Consider the following 17419-nt stretch of genomic DNA (forward strand, 5'->3'; position numbering starts at 1 on the left):
CCAAATTGGTATTTAGAAAGAGCGATTGCTCATTTTGAAACATCTGACGAGAATTTACATTCTCTAATTTGGATCTCACCGAAGTGATCTCCGATACTCACTCGTTGTTCAGTTTTCAAAGATCAAGCTCGTTATCAGCGCCGCTTACCGCGTCACCAGCAACTCTTATAATATATCACGTTCATCCGAGCAATGCAAGCTTTATTTTTGAAATTACTTATTTAAGTAATTCTCATTTCCTTTGCCGCTCCAACAACGCTTACTTATAATAACCTATCCTTCTATTAAAAAGCAACCTTTATATAAATAAAAATAACCCGCTTAATGATTAAGCGGGTTATTCTCAGGTAATGCTATAGTTCACAGCTATTCTTAGTAGAATTTCGCTGCAGTGTATTTGCTTGCTGCTTTGACCAGTTCTGTTGATACTGTGTTCTTGCCCAGACCTGCATCTACTGTAGTATCAATCGTTACCCATTTGCCATTTAGGAACACTTCGTTCCAGGCATGGTATGAAGTTACATAGCTTGTATTTCCCATAACCAATTTGGTTGGAATACCTTCACTGCGGAGCATAGTAGCGAACAAGGATGCGTAATCGTAGCAGATCCCTTTGTTGGTAGCCAGCGTGTTATCGTTGTTCGGAATATAATCTGTGCTTACGCTGTTAGCCAGAGAGTAGTCATATTTCACGTTAGCTACGATGTAATTGTAGATAGCCTTAACTTTGTCTGCATCTGTGGTCAGACCCTTTGTAAGCTGGGCTGCCTTTTGAACGGATTTATCGGAAGAACTCCACTTAACATTCTGTACAGAGCTCAAATATACGGCATTCACATTGCTCATTGAAAGAGAGACAGTCTCGGAAGATAGCACTTTGTATTTGTTGCCCGTAGTATTCTCAAGAACGGATACCTTGTAAGAGCCGTTTCCTTGTTGCAGCGGGAACGTCTCGTTCGGCTTGGAGGTGTATAAGTTGTAAGTATAGCTGTTATTGTCCTTGGTAATCATGAGCTTCATCTTCTTGTCCTTAGGAACATCGTACGAAACCCCGATAACCCCTTGATCAAGTTGTCCAACATTTAACCAGCTTGAATCTGCATTAGCAGCTTGAGCAGTGCCTGTCTGCACGGAAGTGACGATTACAAAAAGTGTAATTAGCATTAAATAAAACTTTTTCATGGATAAAACCCCTTTCGGTAGCTGGCTGCCATCCATGACGGGAAGGCCCTTTAGCTTTGCGTCCCTACCTTTCGATAGGTTTGCCGTTATCGTATAAGCTTTATCTGTCCAATCTACTACCACATAATGACAGATTCTGAATTAAAACAAACAAAAAAAGCCTCTTCATTCGGTAGCTGGCTGCCATCCATGACGGGAAGGCCCTCTAGCTTTGCGTCCCTACCTTTCGATAGGTTTGCCGTTATCGTGCATTAGCTTTTGATAGTTCTATTTTACCATACACATCTCTATTAGCAAGACCCAAATTGCTAGATTCCACCACAAATATACTAAAATTTTATGTTTTTTCGACCTTTATCGCCTTGTTCTGATAGATTCAGGTGAGCTTCGCATGAATGATGAGTCTGTGGGTCGGGTTGACAAGCGGATCACAGGTAATGAGGGTCAGAATCTTATCATTATCATTTCCCTTCAGTACCGAAATATCGGTAGGCTCTACAATAGATACATCATATACAACATACTTGTATTCCTGGCCGCTTGTAATAACAGTAATGGTGTCCCCATTACCGACCTCATCTAGTCTGTTGAACAGCCGCCCTGCCGTTCTTGAGCGGTGTGCCGCAATTGCTGCATTGCCTACCGCGCCAATCGGAGCTGTCTCCTTCATATGCGCCGCAGCATGCTTCATATTGGTCTTGGTGGCGCCCTCCAGAACAGGCAGCTTCAGATCGATTTTGTCGATTTCAATAATGGCAGTGATCTTCCCTCCAACTTCAATCTCGGGCGCTGCAGTGGGCACCGGCTCTTCCGCACCAGACTCTTCCGCGAGCAGCTGGGTGACTTCCGCATAAGGCTTGCTCAGATCCTGGCTGGCAGGAGCCGTAGCCGAAGGAACGATTTCACTATAAGCCTGTTCGGCCTCTTCCAGCAGCTTCTGCTGTTGACGGTCCTCGTACCATTCGCTTCCTTTGGGGTAGAGCATAATCAGGACCCCGGCAAGTATAATCAAATAGGATAACTTCCGCATGACAATCGCCTCCGCAATATAGAATAACTGCAGCCCCGCAGGATACGGGGAATATATACTGTCTCTTTAGAATACCCATTTCCGGCTTCCAAAGAAATTAATGATCACTGTTATGAAGGTAACCAGCACCTTGGCCAGTAGCACCTGTATCCCCAGCCGGTCAGTCAGAAGATGAATCAGCAGCACCGAAATGCCCAGTACCAGCAGATTCAGCACAATAAATCTCACCAGCTGCATCCGGTCAAAGCCGCCATTCCCGCCTCTGTCCCTTCCCTTAAAGGTCACCTTCTTATTCCAGAAAAAGCTGTTGGCCGTCCCGGCGCTGTAGGAAATAATCTGTGCGGGGGTGTTAAGCATCCCCAGGGAATGCAGCAGGGTAAATACCGCAAAATCTATGAATGTATTAAGCAGGCCCACCGCATTAAATTTCAGAAACTGAATCATGCCTGCGCGCCAAGCCTTATCTTGCATAATCGCTTTCCTTCCGGGTGTCTTCAGCCTCTGTCTCCGGGTAGCCTCTGGTCTCGCTTACGATATAGAGTGGTCTATCCTTCGATTCGTCATAGATCCGTCCGATGTATTCCCCAATGACGCCCAGCAGCATCAGCACAATGCCGTTAAACAGCAGGTTAACTCCCACAATGGATGCCCAGCCCGGCACGGTCCAGGAGGTGAAAACCTTCTGGAATAAAACCAGGAACAGGTAAATGAAGCTGGAGAAGGACAGGAAGAAGCCGACATAGGAGGCGATTTTGAGCGGCTTATGCGAGAAGGAGGTGATTCCGTCGAGCGCAAAGCGGATCATTTTTTTGAGCGGATATTTTGTCTCCCCGGCGAAGCGTTCCTCCCGCACATATTCCACCATGGTCTGCCGGAAGCCAACCCAGCTCACCAGCCCCCGCACATAACGGTTCTTCTCCTTCAGGCCGCGCAGCACATCGCAGACCTTACGGTCGATCAGCCGGAAGTCCCCGGTATCTGTGGGAATCTCCACACTGGTCATGCTGCTGAGCAGACGGTAAAAGATTTTGGCTGTCACCTTCTTGAAGAAGGTCTCTCCGTGGCGCTTCAGCCGCTTGGCATAGACTACCTCATAGCCTTCCTTCCACTTGGCGATCATCTGCAGGATGACCTCCGGCGGGTCCTGGAGATCTGCGTCAATCACCACAACAGCCTGACCTTCAGCATAATCCATGCCCGCTGTAATCGCCACCTGGTGGCCGAAGTTACGGGAGAAGTCAATCAGCTTGACATGCTCATCCGCATTACTGATTCCGCGTATAATCTCAGCCGTACGGTCCCGGCTGCCGTCATTGACGAACACGAGCTCATAGGTATCCCCGCACTCATCCATTACTTTTTTGAGCCGCTCGTAGGTTACCTGAATGACTTCCTCCTCATTATACATGGGGACAATTACACTATATCTGGCCTTCACAAGGGTTCCTCCTAAATTTATTGTAAGCCACAGCTTCCTTGATGCACCTCATCAACATCAGCTTTGAACAAATATACGGCTCTTACAGCTCCCCTCCTAGAATACCCAGGAAGGGAACCAGCGAAGTACTTGAATGATATAACTGCTGTTCACCTGCATGCCGGACAATACCGGATAGAACATTACAAACAGGATGGCGGCGGCCGCAACATAGGCGTACCGCAGGTATCTGGCACCCTGGAACCTGCTGTCAAGCAGCTTCAGGATGTACACAATGGATAGAATCATAAACGGCACCATCGCAAAGTAATGGTACAGGAACGTCTCACGCGGCACAAGCATCCAGGGAACATATTGTGAGAAGAAGCCGATCCAGATCATGTACAGGTTCTTGTCCCGGCGCTTCACAGTGAACCATACGGCAGCCAGCATCGCGAAGATTCCTGTCCACCAGATCAGCGGATTGCCCATCGTTACTATGCTGCTCGTCTTGCCTGCGGGTAAGCCTTCGCCGCCGCTGAAGAACCACACGGGACGCTTCATGAACGGCCACTCCCACCAGGAGGAGGCGAACGGATGTGTTGCTACAAGCTGGCTGTGATAGTTGTACATATTCTTCTGGGCATCAATCAGCCCCTTAACGGTGAAGCCCTCTGCCGACACAGACAGTGAAGGAATGAAGGACAAACTATATACGATCCCTGGAATGACAATGAAGAATCCTATACAGCTAGCCAAGGTGATCACTGTATTCTTCCAGAAGGACTGATCTGCATTCCTGCAGGCGGCTTTGAGCTCCTGCCCGCTCAGCTTGCCTTCAGCCAATAGACGTCCGGCAGCCTTGTACTCCCTGTAGCGTTCAAAGAGTACCAGCGCAAGCATAATAGCAAGTCCCGCGCCGCCGTAAATCACGATCCACTTCGAAGCAACCCCGATGCCGAAGAACAGGCCGGACCAGAACAGCGGAACCAGTGTGGTCCGCAGCGGAACACGGTAGAAATTCATCGTGAAATACCGCTGCATGAAATAGAACATCAGCATAATGAAGAATACACCATATACATCGATGGTCGAAATCCGCGATTGGGTGAAATGCATGAAGTCCAGTGCGAACAATCCTGTTGCCAGTGCAGCATAGGTAGTCTTACGGAACAACCGCATAGCCATAATATAGATCAGCGGCAGCATCGCAATCCCGAACAAGGTGCCTATGATCCGCCACCCGAACGGATTGACGCCGAACAGCTCCATTCCTATCCCGATCAGCAGCTTGCCAAGTGGCGGGTGCGTGTTCTCATAAGGCACAATATTATGATAATGCTCATAAGCCGTGCGGGCATGATAGATCTCATCAAAATACGTACTGTTCATGAAATTAGAGTTCTCCGGTATGACGGACTGCTCGTCGAACAGATTGGCCGGCGTTCCTCTTTTAGCTGCTGCTCCCGAATCAGGTGTTACGCTTGCTATGGTCAGAGGAACCTTCGGTGCCCCCTGCTCATAGAAGGCCATCTCATTGAGGGTGAAGCCTGGAGACGTAACCGAGAGCTTGACATATCTTGCAGATACGTTAAGCGGCTGGCTTTTCCAGATGAAGACATTGCCGACATCCTCGCTTACCTCAAGCGGACTGCTCCAATTATCAGGGGTCTGGCTGAATTCCAGCTGAAACTTCCCTGTTCCGACACCGCCGAACACATTGACCCGCTCAAGCTGACGGGCCTGCCCCAGATCCACATAGAAGCTCTCGCCGCTGGCCGCCGGCTCCCACAGAGTCTCAGGCGCCTTGTTATCACCCAGATGATAGAGGGCAAGCGCTCCGTACAACGCGGTGATACCGAGCATCCAGACCCAGTCTCTGCGCTTCAGCTTCAGCGGAGAACGCCGCCCAGCAGGGGCAAGCGGCTTGATGCCTTCTGCAAGCAGCAGATCTGCTGCATAGGACTCCTTGGGAGTAACCGGTTCAGGCAAAAACTTCGCAGTTCGGCGGATATACACATCGTATCCAATATAGAGCAGATATATCGCAAGAATGATAGTGGTAATAGCTGTAACCAGAACAATACCGTCGGCCGGTGGATTTCCGCCGGTATTCAGGTACGCCAGTGTATAACCAACATTGATGTACTGGGTCAGGGAGAACCCGAGAAACAGGGTCAGGAACCGCCGGTCCCGGCTCTCTATGAAGGCGAATAAGGACAGGATCAATACCGGATACAAGTAACGCTCATGCATCTTGGTACCGAATACGAAGACAATCGTGATCAGCACCATAGCGATGAAGTAGGACTTGGAGAGATCCTTACGGTCCTTAGTATTGAAAGAATAATATGCAGCAAGTGCAACTGCCGCCAGGATGAAAATAAAGCCCCATATACGGTAAGGAATGCCGAGCCAGGTCACATCCAGCGCCGACCACATCGGGTCAGTCAAGGCATACAGATTGAACGCATTCACTGTGGAATACGGATAGGAGGACAGTGTACTTTTGTAGAGGTTAATCAAGCCCGCAAAACCGCCGTTATTCCAGAAAAACGGAGCTGCGAGGACAAGAAAGATCCCCAGTCCGTATAGGGCGCCCAGCGCAAGCTGCTTCCAGGCCCGGTGATGATAGAAGGCGAACAGCAGCACAGGTGTGAAAATCAGCGCCTGCGGCTTGATCAATGTAGCGACGGCAAAGAAGATCGCTGCACGTACAAAGCGCTTATCGACAACCCCTATTATACTGAGCAGCAGGAAGATGAGGAAAAACGAATCTGCCTGTCCCCAGGCTGCCGAATCCATCAGCACAGCCGGATTGAACAGGAACAGCATCATCAGCCCCATGGCCAGCCCGGAGCCAAGCCTGGTTCGCGCACTCTTATAGATCATCCAGCCAAGCACCAGATCAGAGAGAATCGCGGGCAGCTTGAAGAGAACCGTCTCGGCACCTGATCCGCCCGCAAAATTAAATAATCCGCGCAGCAGGCTAAGCAGGTATAGCACATATAAGTACCCCGGCGGGTAATCGGCGAAATAACCTTCCTCATAGAATTTGCCCGGTCCAAGGTCGGTCAGGCGCTGACCCCAGGCCATGAAGGTGTTCATATCATTCTTGTAGCCCTGTGCCGTAAGGCCGATCCAGATCCGCAGGATGAATGCCGCTCCAAACAAAACGTACAGCCAGCGGGTGTAGATTACATCCTCCTGTCTCAACAGACGCTCACTGCGGAAGGCTCTTGTGTACAGAAAAGCAAAGAACAGGCAGAATACTCCGGAAAGCAGCAGCAGCTTGGCCGGCGATACTTTATGCGGCACTTCCTCCGGCTTGCTTCCGCCATCCGCATCTGCCGGGGGAGCCTGGGCTCCGCTGTCCAGTGAGATTATATTCGATCCCTCCGGCACTGTATCCAGCTTCTCTACGGACAGATCATCGAAATAGGCCTTGCCCTGAACCAGATTGGCATAGCCGCCGAGCGCAGCGCCGATTCCGATCTCGGTCTGCTCCTTGCCGGTCTGGCCGATGAACTCCAGACGCTGCCATTCACCGCCGGTATCGCTGGTAGCGGGATAACCGCCCCCAATGCCTACCGGGAAGATGTTGGCCCCGATTCCCCCGCCTACGGTGCTGGCTATTTTGACATATCCAGAGATTCTGTAGTAGCTATCCGGCACAACGGTAACGGTCTGCACCCACTTCAGGTGATTGGGCTCCAGATTCTCAATCACCGCCGCTTTGCCGCCGGAATGAACCTCTTCGGACTGAACGGATATGGAGCCTGCCGCATCTCCGGCAATCCACATGTCCTTGCTCCAGCCTGCCGGTGCCCCCTCTTCCCCTTCTTCAAAGCCCGGGTTCTGCAATAAATTCCCTTCGGCATAAATACTTGTTGCAGGAAGAATAAATAAGAAGAGCATTAATATAACGGTTGCCGCTGCACGTACATTTTTGGTCATCGTTCTACCCTCACCTCGTCAATGTTAATCCAGCCATTACCGCCGGTTATGTATACTTCCGCCTGTATCCCCTGCTCCAGAGTGACCGCAGGAAGTGTGACCTGTTGATAGGCTTCCGCCGCAGGCAGCTCTGTCTCTGCAAGCACCTTACCGGCTGCCCGAATGCCGATCTTCCCGCCGCTGCCGCCGCTACTAGCCATAACGGTCAGTCTGTACTCACCGGCTGTTGCGGTAAAACTCTGCGAAACGATGGTCTCCGCTCCGGGGTCAAGATATGCCAGCTTACTCCCGGCGAAGGGGTTGTTGCCAGCAACTCCCGTTCCCGCAGAAAAGGACCAGCCTGTTGTCCCTTCCTCAAATCCTCCGTTCACAAATTCACCTACAGCAGTCCTGGGTGTGTCTTGAGACCCGCCATTCTGTTCACTGGTGAGCAGTACGCTGTAGTTGGCAAAGCGCTTCACTGTAGATCCGGCACTTGCCGCAGGCGGCGCAGCAGTATTCGCATAGATATATGCGGCATTCGCAGGCACCCTGTTCAAATCATCAAACCTGTATCTTCCAAAGGAAGAAACCCGCTGAAAGGCTTCTCCTGGATTGGCATACTGAACGGACTTCAGGAAATCATGCGGATTGATCTGCTCATAGAACAGTACATAAATATAAGGCATATTCACCTGATTCGTAAGATAGACTTCACCGGTGCTATGTTCCGAAGCATACTCGACAGCCTCCCCCAAGGATTCGTAGAAGGCTGGACCGATTTGCTCAGGGAAATCGCGGAAATACGCATTGGAGAATAAAATAAACATCACGGCGAATCCGGCCGCGGCCAGGATGGCTACGCCCTTGACTCTGCCTGCCAGCCAGACGAATCCGGTGCTTACCAGCATAATGAACGGATAAAAAATAATATTAATCCGGTTAATATTCACAGTTGTAATCAGCGCCATAAGTACCGCCACCAAGAGCCAGAGCAGCAGGACTCCCCTACCAGCGCCCTCCTTCTCCCGCCGGCTTGTCCACCAGGAATGCAGGAGAACGACCAGGCCGAGCAGTGCAAAAGGCAACGCCAGCGGGTACGCATATCCGTAAGGAGAGATGGAGTTCCAGGCCAAGCCGTCGCTCCCGCTCCACATCAGCTTGCTGAAGGCACTAAGGTTATCCGTAGCCGCCTGCCACAGCCTTCCGCTGAATACGGACGAAATCTCCTCCACGCGCGGCGTCGTAAGCTTCGGAATCGTGAATAGCGGAGTAGCTATATCCTGCATGGCGTAGCGGTTAATGATAATAAATAGTAATATAGGCAGCGCCAGTGCCGCAAACCATACAGAATTCCAGGCCAAGGCACGGGGCCGCAGGACCTTGCTATATAATAGAAGAATTGCCGTACCGAGTGCAAATAGCGGAACGAAAAAGTACGCTGTTCCATAAGCATACAGCGAGAGGGCCAGCATGCCGGTAAAGGCATACAGCCATTTTGGATTCGTAAAGGCGCGCAGCAGAAAGTATACGGCTATCAAAATCATCGTAGGAAACAGATTCGATTCCAGCGCCCACCTGGACATCATAATATGCCACGGATTAATGGCGATAAAGAACATAGCAGCGGTCCCGGCCCCAGGCGAGGCCGACAGTCTTTTCATAATGAGATAGAACAACAGCATGCCCAGTAGTCCCATGATTAGGCTAAGCGCCCTTACAGACAACGGCGTTAGTCCGAACAACAGAATGAACGGCATGGACAAGTAGGCATAGAGCGCATTCTGCCCGCTGCCCCAGGCGATTAGATGAATCGGCAGATGAACACCATTCCGGTCCATCCCGTAATGCAGAATGGAGTAGGCATCATAGCCGATAGAGGCTTCGTCCTGATTCAGTCCTGGTGGAATAGAAGTTATGTATAGAATACGGACCATTGCCCCAAGCAGGAACAGCAGCACCGGCCAGGGCTGGCTACGGAGGGACTTGTACACTCGATTGAATACACCGGACACCATTTATCACCTCTTCAACAATATAATCTAAATATTGGTTGATGAAAAGGGTAAAACCCAGCTTCTCTCCGGCGGCTTCCCCCTTTCAAGAGCAAAAAGAAAACGGCCTCTTCATATAATGAAGAGACCGCAGAATGGAAGTCAGAATCCGTGGAGCTTATTAGCCTTGGCTGCCGATCAGAACATAACGCAGAATAATCAGAATCGCCAGAACCCACATCATCCAGTGGATATCGTATTTCTTCTTGCCGGCGATATTCGCTACACAAGCCAGAATAACATAAGTAACAATCCCGAATGAGATCCCGTTAGCAATGTTATACGTAAACGGCATGATTACAAAGGTCAGGAAGGCCGGAATTGCCAGCACCATGTCCTGGAAGTCAATCTCACGGATCGATTGAGCCATGAGTACACCGACAATAATCAGCGCTGCCGCTGTGGCCGGACCAGGGATCAGAGCGACTACCGGAGCCAGGAACAAGGCAAGCAGGAAGCAGATCCCTGTAGTTACTGCAGTCAGACCCGTACGTCCGCCTTCAGCTACACCGGCTGCACTCTCGACATAAGCGGTAGTGGTGGAAGTCCCCAGCATCGCACCGCCCGCAACAGCTACTGCATCTACGAACATAGCATTGCCGACACGCTTTTTGCCCTCTTCAGGGTTCTTCATGATTCCGGCACGTTCAGCAGTACCTACCAGCGTACCGAAGGTATCGAACAGTTCCACGAAGGTAAAGGTGGCAATCGCCGATACGATGCCGGTGTGCATAATGCCTTCCCAGTCGAATTCCCAGAAGTTAAGCTGTGTGAAGTCAGGAATCCAATGTGCTTGCGATTCATTAATTGTACTGAAATCTACAGCACCCATCAGGATAGCAGCGACGGTAGTACCGAGAATTCCGAACAGGATGGCGCCGCGAACGCGCAGTACCATTAAGATGGAGATCAGAAGCAGGCCGATAATGACGAGTTGAACATTCGTATCTTCCAGACTGCCCATATGAATTACCGTTTCAAAAGACAGTACATCTGTAAATTTGTTAGCAGCGATGTCTTTACCGGCTTCCACACCAATGGTCATCAGTCCGCTGTTCTTCAGGCCGATAATGGTGATGAACATCCCGATACCGACAGTGATCGCATGCTTCAGGCTGTCAGGAATGGCAGTGAGCAGAATTTGCCGGACCCGGGTAATGGTCAGGATGATGAAGATAATCCCGGAAATAAATACAGCGGTAAGACCCATTTGCCAGGTGAACTCATGTTCAGTGGTGGCAGAGGATAAGACTACGGAAGCGAAATATGCGTTAAGGCCCATACCAGGTGCCAGAGCGACCGGGAAGTTAATGAATAATCCCATAGCAATGGTGAAGATACCTGCTGCCAGCGCTGTAGCTAGGAAGACAGAATACCAGCCCATATCAATGCGGCCGAAGGCAGTCAGGGTGTTTGGATTAACCGACAGAATATAAGCCATTGCCATAAACGTGGTTATACCGGCCATGATCTCTGTACGTACTGTGGTGCCGTTCTCTTTCAGTTTGAAAAAGCGGTTCAAATGGTTCTCCCCCTAAGGTTGTATGTTGTGCCAATACAGCAACACAGGAAGCCGGCATCTGGGAAGACACCGGCCCGAAAAAAGAGATCGCTGCCCGGAATCCCGGACAATCGCCGGTCATCCCAGAACAAGCTGCTCTTCTTAATCGTAGCCAGGTCATTACGGTGACCTCGTAGAGACTTCCGGGCCGATCCCCGGAATTATACGAATATATTTGCTGTAGCGCTTTATCATTTTAGGGGGAGATGACATGCCTTGTCAATGGCAAATACGAACATTTCCCGTCAGGTTTGCACAAATGTTCGTAAATTGAACATTTTTATGACAAATCCCGCTTGGTTCAGGGAGAATCCCCCAAACATTGCAGTATAAATGCGGATAGAACCGCACTAAATTAATTATAATTAAACTCTACATGGATTCGCACGCCAAAATATGTTAACCTGAATTTGCTTAGAAATAAGCAATCAATTTTCTTACAAGTTCCTTATCCGAAAGGGGATGTTTTAATTGGCTACTACTTATATGGTGGTTTCAGTTTAGAACTGCATAGCAGGCATACTTCTCACAAAAATCGGGCAAAGCCCCGTATTATTTGGTATGCCATCCCAAGTAACCTTTCGTGAATATTGCTGTTTGCGGGGTACGATGAAGGTCGTATCTTCTTTGCATCTTGATGCCGCAGATCAGCAGCTTCTTTAAGAGGCTGCTGTTCCGCGGCATTTTTGCGTCCACAAAACAACATCATAAGGAGCTAAACCTAAAACATGATTAATCTAAAAACCTATGGATATACAGAAATAGAGGAAATTCCTTCAGGGCTATTGCCCGGCAGAATTACAGAGCTCCGGCGGGAGCGCTTCACAGTAATCACAGAGCGGGGTGAGCTAACCGCTGTACTCAAAGGCACATTCTATCATAGTGCTGAATCGCGTGAAGACTTCCCTTGCGTGGGGGATTTCGTCCTGCTGCATCCGAATAAGAGCGGAGATTCGCTTATTGTTACGCTTCTCCCCCGCCGTTCCAAGTTCTCGCGGGCGAATTATTCCGGCCATGCCGCAGGCTATACCAAAACCATTCTGGAGCAGGTCGTGGCCGCCAACTTCGATTATGTCTTCATCCTGTCTTCCCTGAACTGGGATTTCAATGTCACCCGGATGATGCGGTACCTGACCCAGGCCAGACAGAGCGGCGGCCAGCCGGTCGTCATTCTGACCAAGGCTGATCTCACCGAAGACTACAGCCTACCGCTGGCAGAAGTCCGGCAGAGCATGCCGGATGTTCCGGTGCACGCCGTGTGCAGTCACAACGGTCTCGGTCTACATGAGCTTGATGCCTACCTCAAGCCAGGTTCAACTATCGTCTTCCTCGGCATGTCCGGGGTCGGCAAATCGTCGCTGCTTAATGCGCTGATGGAACAGGATGTCATGAAGGTTAGTTCGATCCGGGAGGAAGACAGCCGGGGACGGCATACGACGACCCACCGTCAGTTGTTCATGCTCCCCTCGGGAGCAATGGTGATCGATACCCCAGGGATGCGTGAACTAGGGCTGTTCGATGCCGACGAAGGCATCTCTGCAGGCTTCGCGGATGTAGAAGACTTGTTCACCAGATGCCGGTTCAGCGACTGCCGCCATGAGTCCGAGCCGGGCTGTGTGGTGCTCGCCGCACTGGCGGATGGTTCCCTGACGCATGAACGCTGGGAGCGCTACAAGGCCCAGCAGCAGGAGAACCGGTTCGTTCAGAATAGAACACACTATCTCAGGCACAAGGATGCCCAGAATCAGTCAGCTGCGATGCAGCGTAAGCAAATGAAGAAAAACGGAGGACGAAAAAAATGAAGATTCCAACTGAAGCGTTATATACTGCACTAAGTGCGCTTTTCAAAACAACGATTACATCTGCTGACTACCAGACGTTACAGCTACATGGCGGGACCTTGGGGGATGTGCAGCTGGTTACCGGAACAGCCGAAACGGCTGACGGAGAGCAGCTGCCGTACCGTATTGTGCTGAAAATCCAGAAGAAATGGGAACGTTACGATGATCCGCATTCCTGGCGGCGGGAATATGACCTCTACGCTTCGCCACTCGATGCAACCTTCACAGAATCCTTCCGCTGGCCGGTGTGTTATCATGCTGAGATGAATGAAGCCGGGGATGAAATGAGATTATGGCTGGAATATATGGATGGCATCTCAGGCCTGAACCTGACCGGTGATATGTATGAACAGGCGGCACTGGAGCTGGGACGCTATCAAGGCAAATTATACGCAGCGCAGCCTGAAGTGCTGCAGAGTCTGACCAACCTGAGCCATGCAGATCTCATGAAGAACACCTATCTGCATTACCGGTCCTGGCCGCTCGTCTACGACTATATCCGTTCGGAGGAATGCGACTTCCCGCAGCATATCCGGCAAATGCTCATCGACATCGACGAGCAGTCGGACGATATTTTTGCCCGGATTGAAAAATTGCCCCTTGTACTGTGCCACCGGGACTTCTGGGTAACCAACATCATCTATTCGGGCGGGACCATCGCGCTGATCGACTGGGATACCTCGGGCTGGGGCTACCTCGGCGAGGACATCGCCAGCCTGATTGCGGATGAGGTGGATCTTGATCACATGATTGAATACTATCAGCGGTGTGTCCCTGCTTATTACCGGGGCTTCACGGAATATGCGGGAGAGATTGCCCCGCTTGCCGGCCACTGCGTCTACGAATTCATCCTGCTCGTGTTCGGATACAGGATGGTGGAGGGGTATCTTCATACGGATAGTGATGACAAGAAGACAGAGTGTCTGGCTACGCTGGAGAAGGTGTATGAATTGAAGAGCTTGTAGCAGTCCGCCTAAGCGGGAAGAACTCCAAACCCTAATATAGGGTTTTGGAGTTCTTTTTTGTCATATATAATTGACACATAAACTTATGGAGAGTACCATGAACATAGAGTTAGTCATATATATATGACTTTTTATCAAGGAGGAATCGATATGAACAGGGTTGCCGAATACAGAAAACGCTCCGGTTTGTCGCAGCTTGCCCTGTCGAAGGAGGTCGGAGTTGCCCGGCAGACGGTCAATCTGATTGAGAATGACAAGTATAATCCTTCATTGGATTTGTGCGTTAAGCTGGCCAAGGCCCTGAACTCTGATTTGAATACACTTTTCTGGGAGGTAAACAGTAATGCTGAGTAATATGGAGAAGAGAATGCTAAAGCCATTTGTTGGCTATATAGAGGAAAGGGATGAGTATCAGCGGGGAGAGATTCATCGTATTCTTGCCGGTGCCTGCATGCATGCCTTGTATCTGACGTCTGGTCTTATGCTCATCAGCTTAATTATGGATACCATACATCACACATTCACATTCGGAACTATGGCTCTCTTCATTGTGCAGCAGTTCGTAGCCTACTACATCCTTATCCGGCTCCGAAAAACCGGAGTTGCCGAAACGGAATATGATATAAATGCAGATTATGAAAAAACAATTAAAACATTGAAGAAAAAGTTTTTCTTAGCGGGTGCCCAATGGGGCTTCACTATGTTCGTCCTGATGGAGTTCCTATTCCCGGCGTTAGCTGGCGAGAAGATTGACATCGGCCTGTTTAATATTCTGCTCTGGTGTACCGCAGGTGCCGCCTTTGGCATCATTACATACTTTCTTCAAAAAAAAAATATTAAAAAAATCGTTTAGAAATAAAAGCGGGAACAGCTTTGACGATCTTTTAAAGGACGGTACCGTTTCAGCGAGAAATAGAAGGATAAAAAACTCTCTTCTATTGGCAGAAGCCTGCCGGTAGAAGAGAGTTTTTATTTTCAACCTATGTCTATTCCCATTCGATGGTTGCTGGCGGCTTCGAGGTAATGTCGTAGACGATACGGTTGACGTTATCAACTTCGTTGACGATACGCACGGAGATTTTCTCCAGTACATCCCATGGGATACGTGCCCAGTCGGCGGTCATGCCATCGATGGAGGTTACGGCACGAATGCCTACGGTGTAGGAATAGGTGCGCTCGTCCCCCATTACGCCAACACTCTTCATGTTAGGGAGAGCAGTGAAATACTGCCAAATCTCACGGTCAAGACCCGCCTTAGCGATCTCTTCACGCAAAATATAGTCGGAGTCGCGGACGATCTGCAGCTTCTCTTCGGTCACTTCACCCAGCACACGAATCGCCAGACCCGGACCCGGGAAAGGCTGACGCCATACGATCGCATGCGGCATGCCCAGCTCTTCACCCAGCTTCCGGACTTCGTCCTTGAAGAGAGTGTTCAGCGGCTCGATCAGACTGAATTTCATATCTTCCGGCAGCCCGCCCACATTGTGGTGCGACTTGATCGTCTGCGCTGTAGCTGTACCGCTCTCTACGATGTCTGTATACAGTGTACCCTGGGCCAGGAACGCGAAGTCACCCAGCTTGGCCGATTCTTCGTCGAAGCAGTAGATGAACTCGTTGCCGATGATTTTACGCTTCTGTTCGGGATCGGACACACCGGCCAGCTTGCCGAGGAAGCGGTCACGGGCGTCGATTTTGACAACATGGATATCGAACTTGCCGACAAAAGTCTCCATGACGCTCTCCGCTTCACCTTTACGCAGAAGACCGTGGTCGATGAACATACAAGTCAGCTGATCGCCGATCGCACGGTGAATCAGCATCGCCACAACAGAGGAATCCACGCCGCCGCTGAGTGCGCACAGCACCTTCCGGTCGCCGACTTTATCACGGATGTCCTTAACAGCATCCTCAATGAACGACTCCATCGTCCATTTGCCCTCGCAGCCGCAGACCTCGTACAGGAAGTTCGAGATCATCTCATTCCCCTTCACGGAGTGGCGTACCTCAGGATGGAACTGAACGGCGAAGAATTTGCGTTCATCATTACTCATGGCTGCAATCGGCGCGCTCTCTGTACCGGCATCCAGCTTAAAGCCCTCCGGAAGCTCCACTACATGGTCCCCGTGGCTCATCCATACGGTCTGCTTGCTCTCAAGGCCCGCTGCAAGCACGGAGCTGGGTGCGAATTCCACATCTGCTTTGCCGTACTCACGCTTGGCGGAGCGTTCCACCTTGCCTCCCTGCTGCTGTGCCATCAGTTGCATCCCATAGCAGATCCCGAAGATCGGCAGCCCGAGCTCGTAAATCGCCGGGTCTACATGTGGTGCATTCTCCGCATAGACACTGCTTGGCCCGCCTGAGAATACAATCCCTTTGGGCGATAAAGCCTTAATCTTCTCCATCGGTGTATTGTACGGCAGAAGCTCGCTGTATACCCCCAGGTCACGAATTCTGCGCGCGATAAGCTGGTTATACTGTCCCCCGAAATCCAGAACAACGATCATTTCATTTGGCTTGTTCATTACTTGCCTCCCTTGATTATTGGATTCATTATACTCATGGTTAATTCTCAGCGTCAAGGAAATGGGGTCCCACTGCTTCAAGGTTTTGGGCTGGCTGTGGTTGGGATGGAGGGAATACCTGCACAGGGCAAAGGTAGCGGAAACAGGCTCGTGGCTATGACTGTATGGAATACCTGCAGATGAGCAAATGTCTGCCGATTCACCGCTGCCGGGAGCCGACACCAAGTTATAGGGATAAAGAGAAGAATTGTAGCCGTGGGCTGTCGGTGGATAGTGTCTGGCATGGGGAGCGTGGATTTAAATATGGTCGGTTTTTCGATTACATTTGGCCCTCGTGCCCGCGCAACGCCGAATGTAGTCGGTTTTTCGATTACATTTGCTCCTCGTGCCCACGCAGCGCCGAATGTAGTCGGTTTTTCGATTACATTTGGTCCTCGTGCCCATGCAGCGCCGAATGTAGTCGGTTTTTCGATTACATTTGGAGCGGCAAGCTTAGCCGTCACAAAGACGTCCGCTGCAAATGCAGGGACGCCGCTTCTCGATCAGGTTAGATGGAAGGTGATCATCAGGCACCGGGCCATGAAAGCCTCTTCGTCCTTGGCATCGGCAGCATTGGGTGGCGACGAGGGCGACATAGGCGCGGAAGGCGTAGAGGGGGCGGCGTCTCCAGAGGAGCCCGACGCCGGCAAGGGCACGCCGCCTCCGGCGCCGCCATACGCCAGGGTCTCCCACTGGCGTACAAACCCCCGGACGGCGGCGCGCAGCCGCCCGTCCTCGATAGCCAGGGAGTCTGCATACTCCCTGGCGGTAACCCCGGGCAGCGGCGGCCCATACCGCGCCGCCAGCCCATACCAGGCCAGAGCGGCGGCGCGCAGCTGCCGCTCACGGCCAAGCCTGCCGGCGCGGCG

13 protein-coding genes and 3 riboswitches are annotated in these 17419 nt (G+C 50.9%); of the genes, 4 read left to right on the plus strand and 9 right to left on the minus strand.

Features of this window, described 5'->3' with window-relative positions; all coding sequences use genetic code 11:
• Window positions 1-372 precede the first annotated feature (372 nt).
• From C162_RS19880 to C162_RS19910, 7 genes are all read right to left on the minus strand, one after another.
• On the minus strand, window positions 373-1182 hold the full coding sequence (locus tag C162_RS19880) for a transglutaminase-like domain-containing protein (protein ID WP_036696894.1): 810 nt from the start codon (window positions 1180-1182) through the stop codon (window positions 373-375).
• A 13-nt stretch (window positions 1183-1195) separates the two neighbouring features.
• Window positions 1196-1277: riboswitch (cyclic di-GMP riboswitch) on the minus strand.
• Window positions 1278-1350: 73 nt separating this feature from the next.
• Window positions 1351-1432: riboswitch (cyclic di-GMP riboswitch) on the minus strand.
• A 126-nt stretch (window positions 1433-1558) separates the two neighbouring features.
• Entirely contained in the window at window positions 1559-2212 is a 654-nt protein-coding gene (locus tag C162_RS19885; RefSeq protein WP_036696896.1) for a class D sortase, read from the minus strand.
• A gap of 66 nt (window positions 2213-2278) precedes the next feature.
• Complete coding sequence (locus C162_RS19890; RefSeq protein ID WP_036696898.1) at window positions 2279-2683, minus strand: GtrA family protein; 405 nt, start codon at window positions 2681-2683, stop codon at window positions 2279-2281.
• Window positions 2673-3650 (minus strand): glycosyltransferase family 2 protein, encoded by a 978-nt coding sequence (locus tag C162_RS19895; RefSeq protein ID WP_036696899.1) that lies wholly within the window; start codon window positions 3648-3650, stop codon window positions 2673-2675. The genes C162_RS19890 and C162_RS19895 overlap by 11 nt, the downstream gene beginning before the upstream one ends.
• A gap of 96 nt (window positions 3651-3746) precedes the next feature.
• On the minus strand, window positions 3747-7586 hold the full coding sequence (locus C162_RS19900; protein WP_051493752.1) for a phospholipid carrier-dependent glycosyltransferase: 3840 nt from the start codon (window positions 7584-7586) through the stop codon (window positions 3747-3749).
• A complete protein-coding gene (locus tag C162_RS19905) occupies window positions 7583-9583 on the minus strand; it encodes a glycosyltransferase family 39 protein (protein WP_036696900.1) in 2001 nt (666 codons plus the stop codon). Before C162_RS19905 ends, C162_RS19900 begins: the two co-directional genes overlap by 4 nt.
• Window positions 9584-9740: 157 nt before the next feature.
• Complete coding sequence (locus tag C162_RS19910; RefSeq protein WP_036696901.1) at window positions 9741-11141, minus strand: NCS2 family permease; 1401 nt, start codon at window positions 11139-11141, stop codon at window positions 9741-9743.
• A 128-nt stretch (window positions 11142-11269) separates the two neighbouring features.
• Window positions 11270-11369, minus strand: a riboswitch (purine riboswitch).
• Window positions 11370-11908: 539 nt separating this feature from the next.
• On the opposite strand from C162_RS19910, the gene rsgA reads away from it, so the two are divergent.
• From rsgA to C162_RS19930, 4 genes are all read left to right on the plus strand, one after another.
• Window positions 11909-12982 carry a ribosome small subunit-dependent GTPase A gene (rsgA, locus tag C162_RS19915; RefSeq protein ID WP_083678148.1) on the plus strand — a complete coding sequence of 358 codons (1074 nt, stop codon included), beginning with the start codon at window positions 11909-11911 and terminating at the stop codon, window positions 12980-12982.
• Window positions 12979-13986 (plus strand): aminoglycoside phosphotransferase family protein, encoded by a 1008-nt coding sequence (locus C162_RS19920; RefSeq protein WP_036696902.1) that lies wholly within the window; start codon window positions 12979-12981, stop codon window positions 13984-13986. Before rsgA ends, C162_RS19920 begins: the two co-directional genes overlap by 4 nt.
• A 150-nt stretch (window positions 13987-14136) precedes the next feature.
• The gene (locus tag C162_RS19925; protein ID WP_036696905.1) at window positions 14137-14340 is read left to right on the plus strand and encodes a helix-turn-helix transcriptional regulator; all 204 of its coding nucleotides are present in this window, start codon (window positions 14137-14139) and stop codon (window positions 14338-14340) included.
• Window positions 14330-14839 (plus strand): DUF3278 domain-containing protein, encoded by a 510-nt coding sequence (locus C162_RS19930; RefSeq protein WP_051493755.1) that lies wholly within the window; start codon window positions 14330-14332, stop codon window positions 14837-14839. Before C162_RS19925 ends, C162_RS19930 begins: the two co-directional genes overlap by 11 nt.
• 133 nt (window positions 14840-14972) lie before the next feature.
• On the opposite strand, the gene guaA is transcribed toward C162_RS19930, so the two are convergent.
• Both guaA and C162_RS37650 read right to left on the minus strand, forming a co-directional pair.
• Entirely contained in the window at window positions 14973-16511 is a 1539-nt protein-coding gene (gene guaA / locus C162_RS19935) for a glutamine-hydrolyzing GMP synthase (RefSeq protein WP_036696906.1), read from the minus strand.
• A gap of 542 nt (window positions 16512-17053) precedes the next feature.
• Window positions 17054-17386 carry a DUF4129 domain-containing protein gene (locus C162_RS37650; protein WP_442792456.1) on the minus strand — a complete coding sequence of 111 codons (333 nt, stop codon included), beginning with the start codon at window positions 17384-17386 and terminating at the stop codon, window positions 17054-17056.
• Window positions 17387-17419: the final 33 nt, after the last annotated feature.

The sequence above is a fragment of the Paenibacillus sp. FSL R7-269 genome, from assembly GCF_000517865.1.
Classification (GTDB): Bacteria; Bacillota; Bacilli; order Paenibacillales; family Paenibacillaceae; genus Paenibacillus_AQ.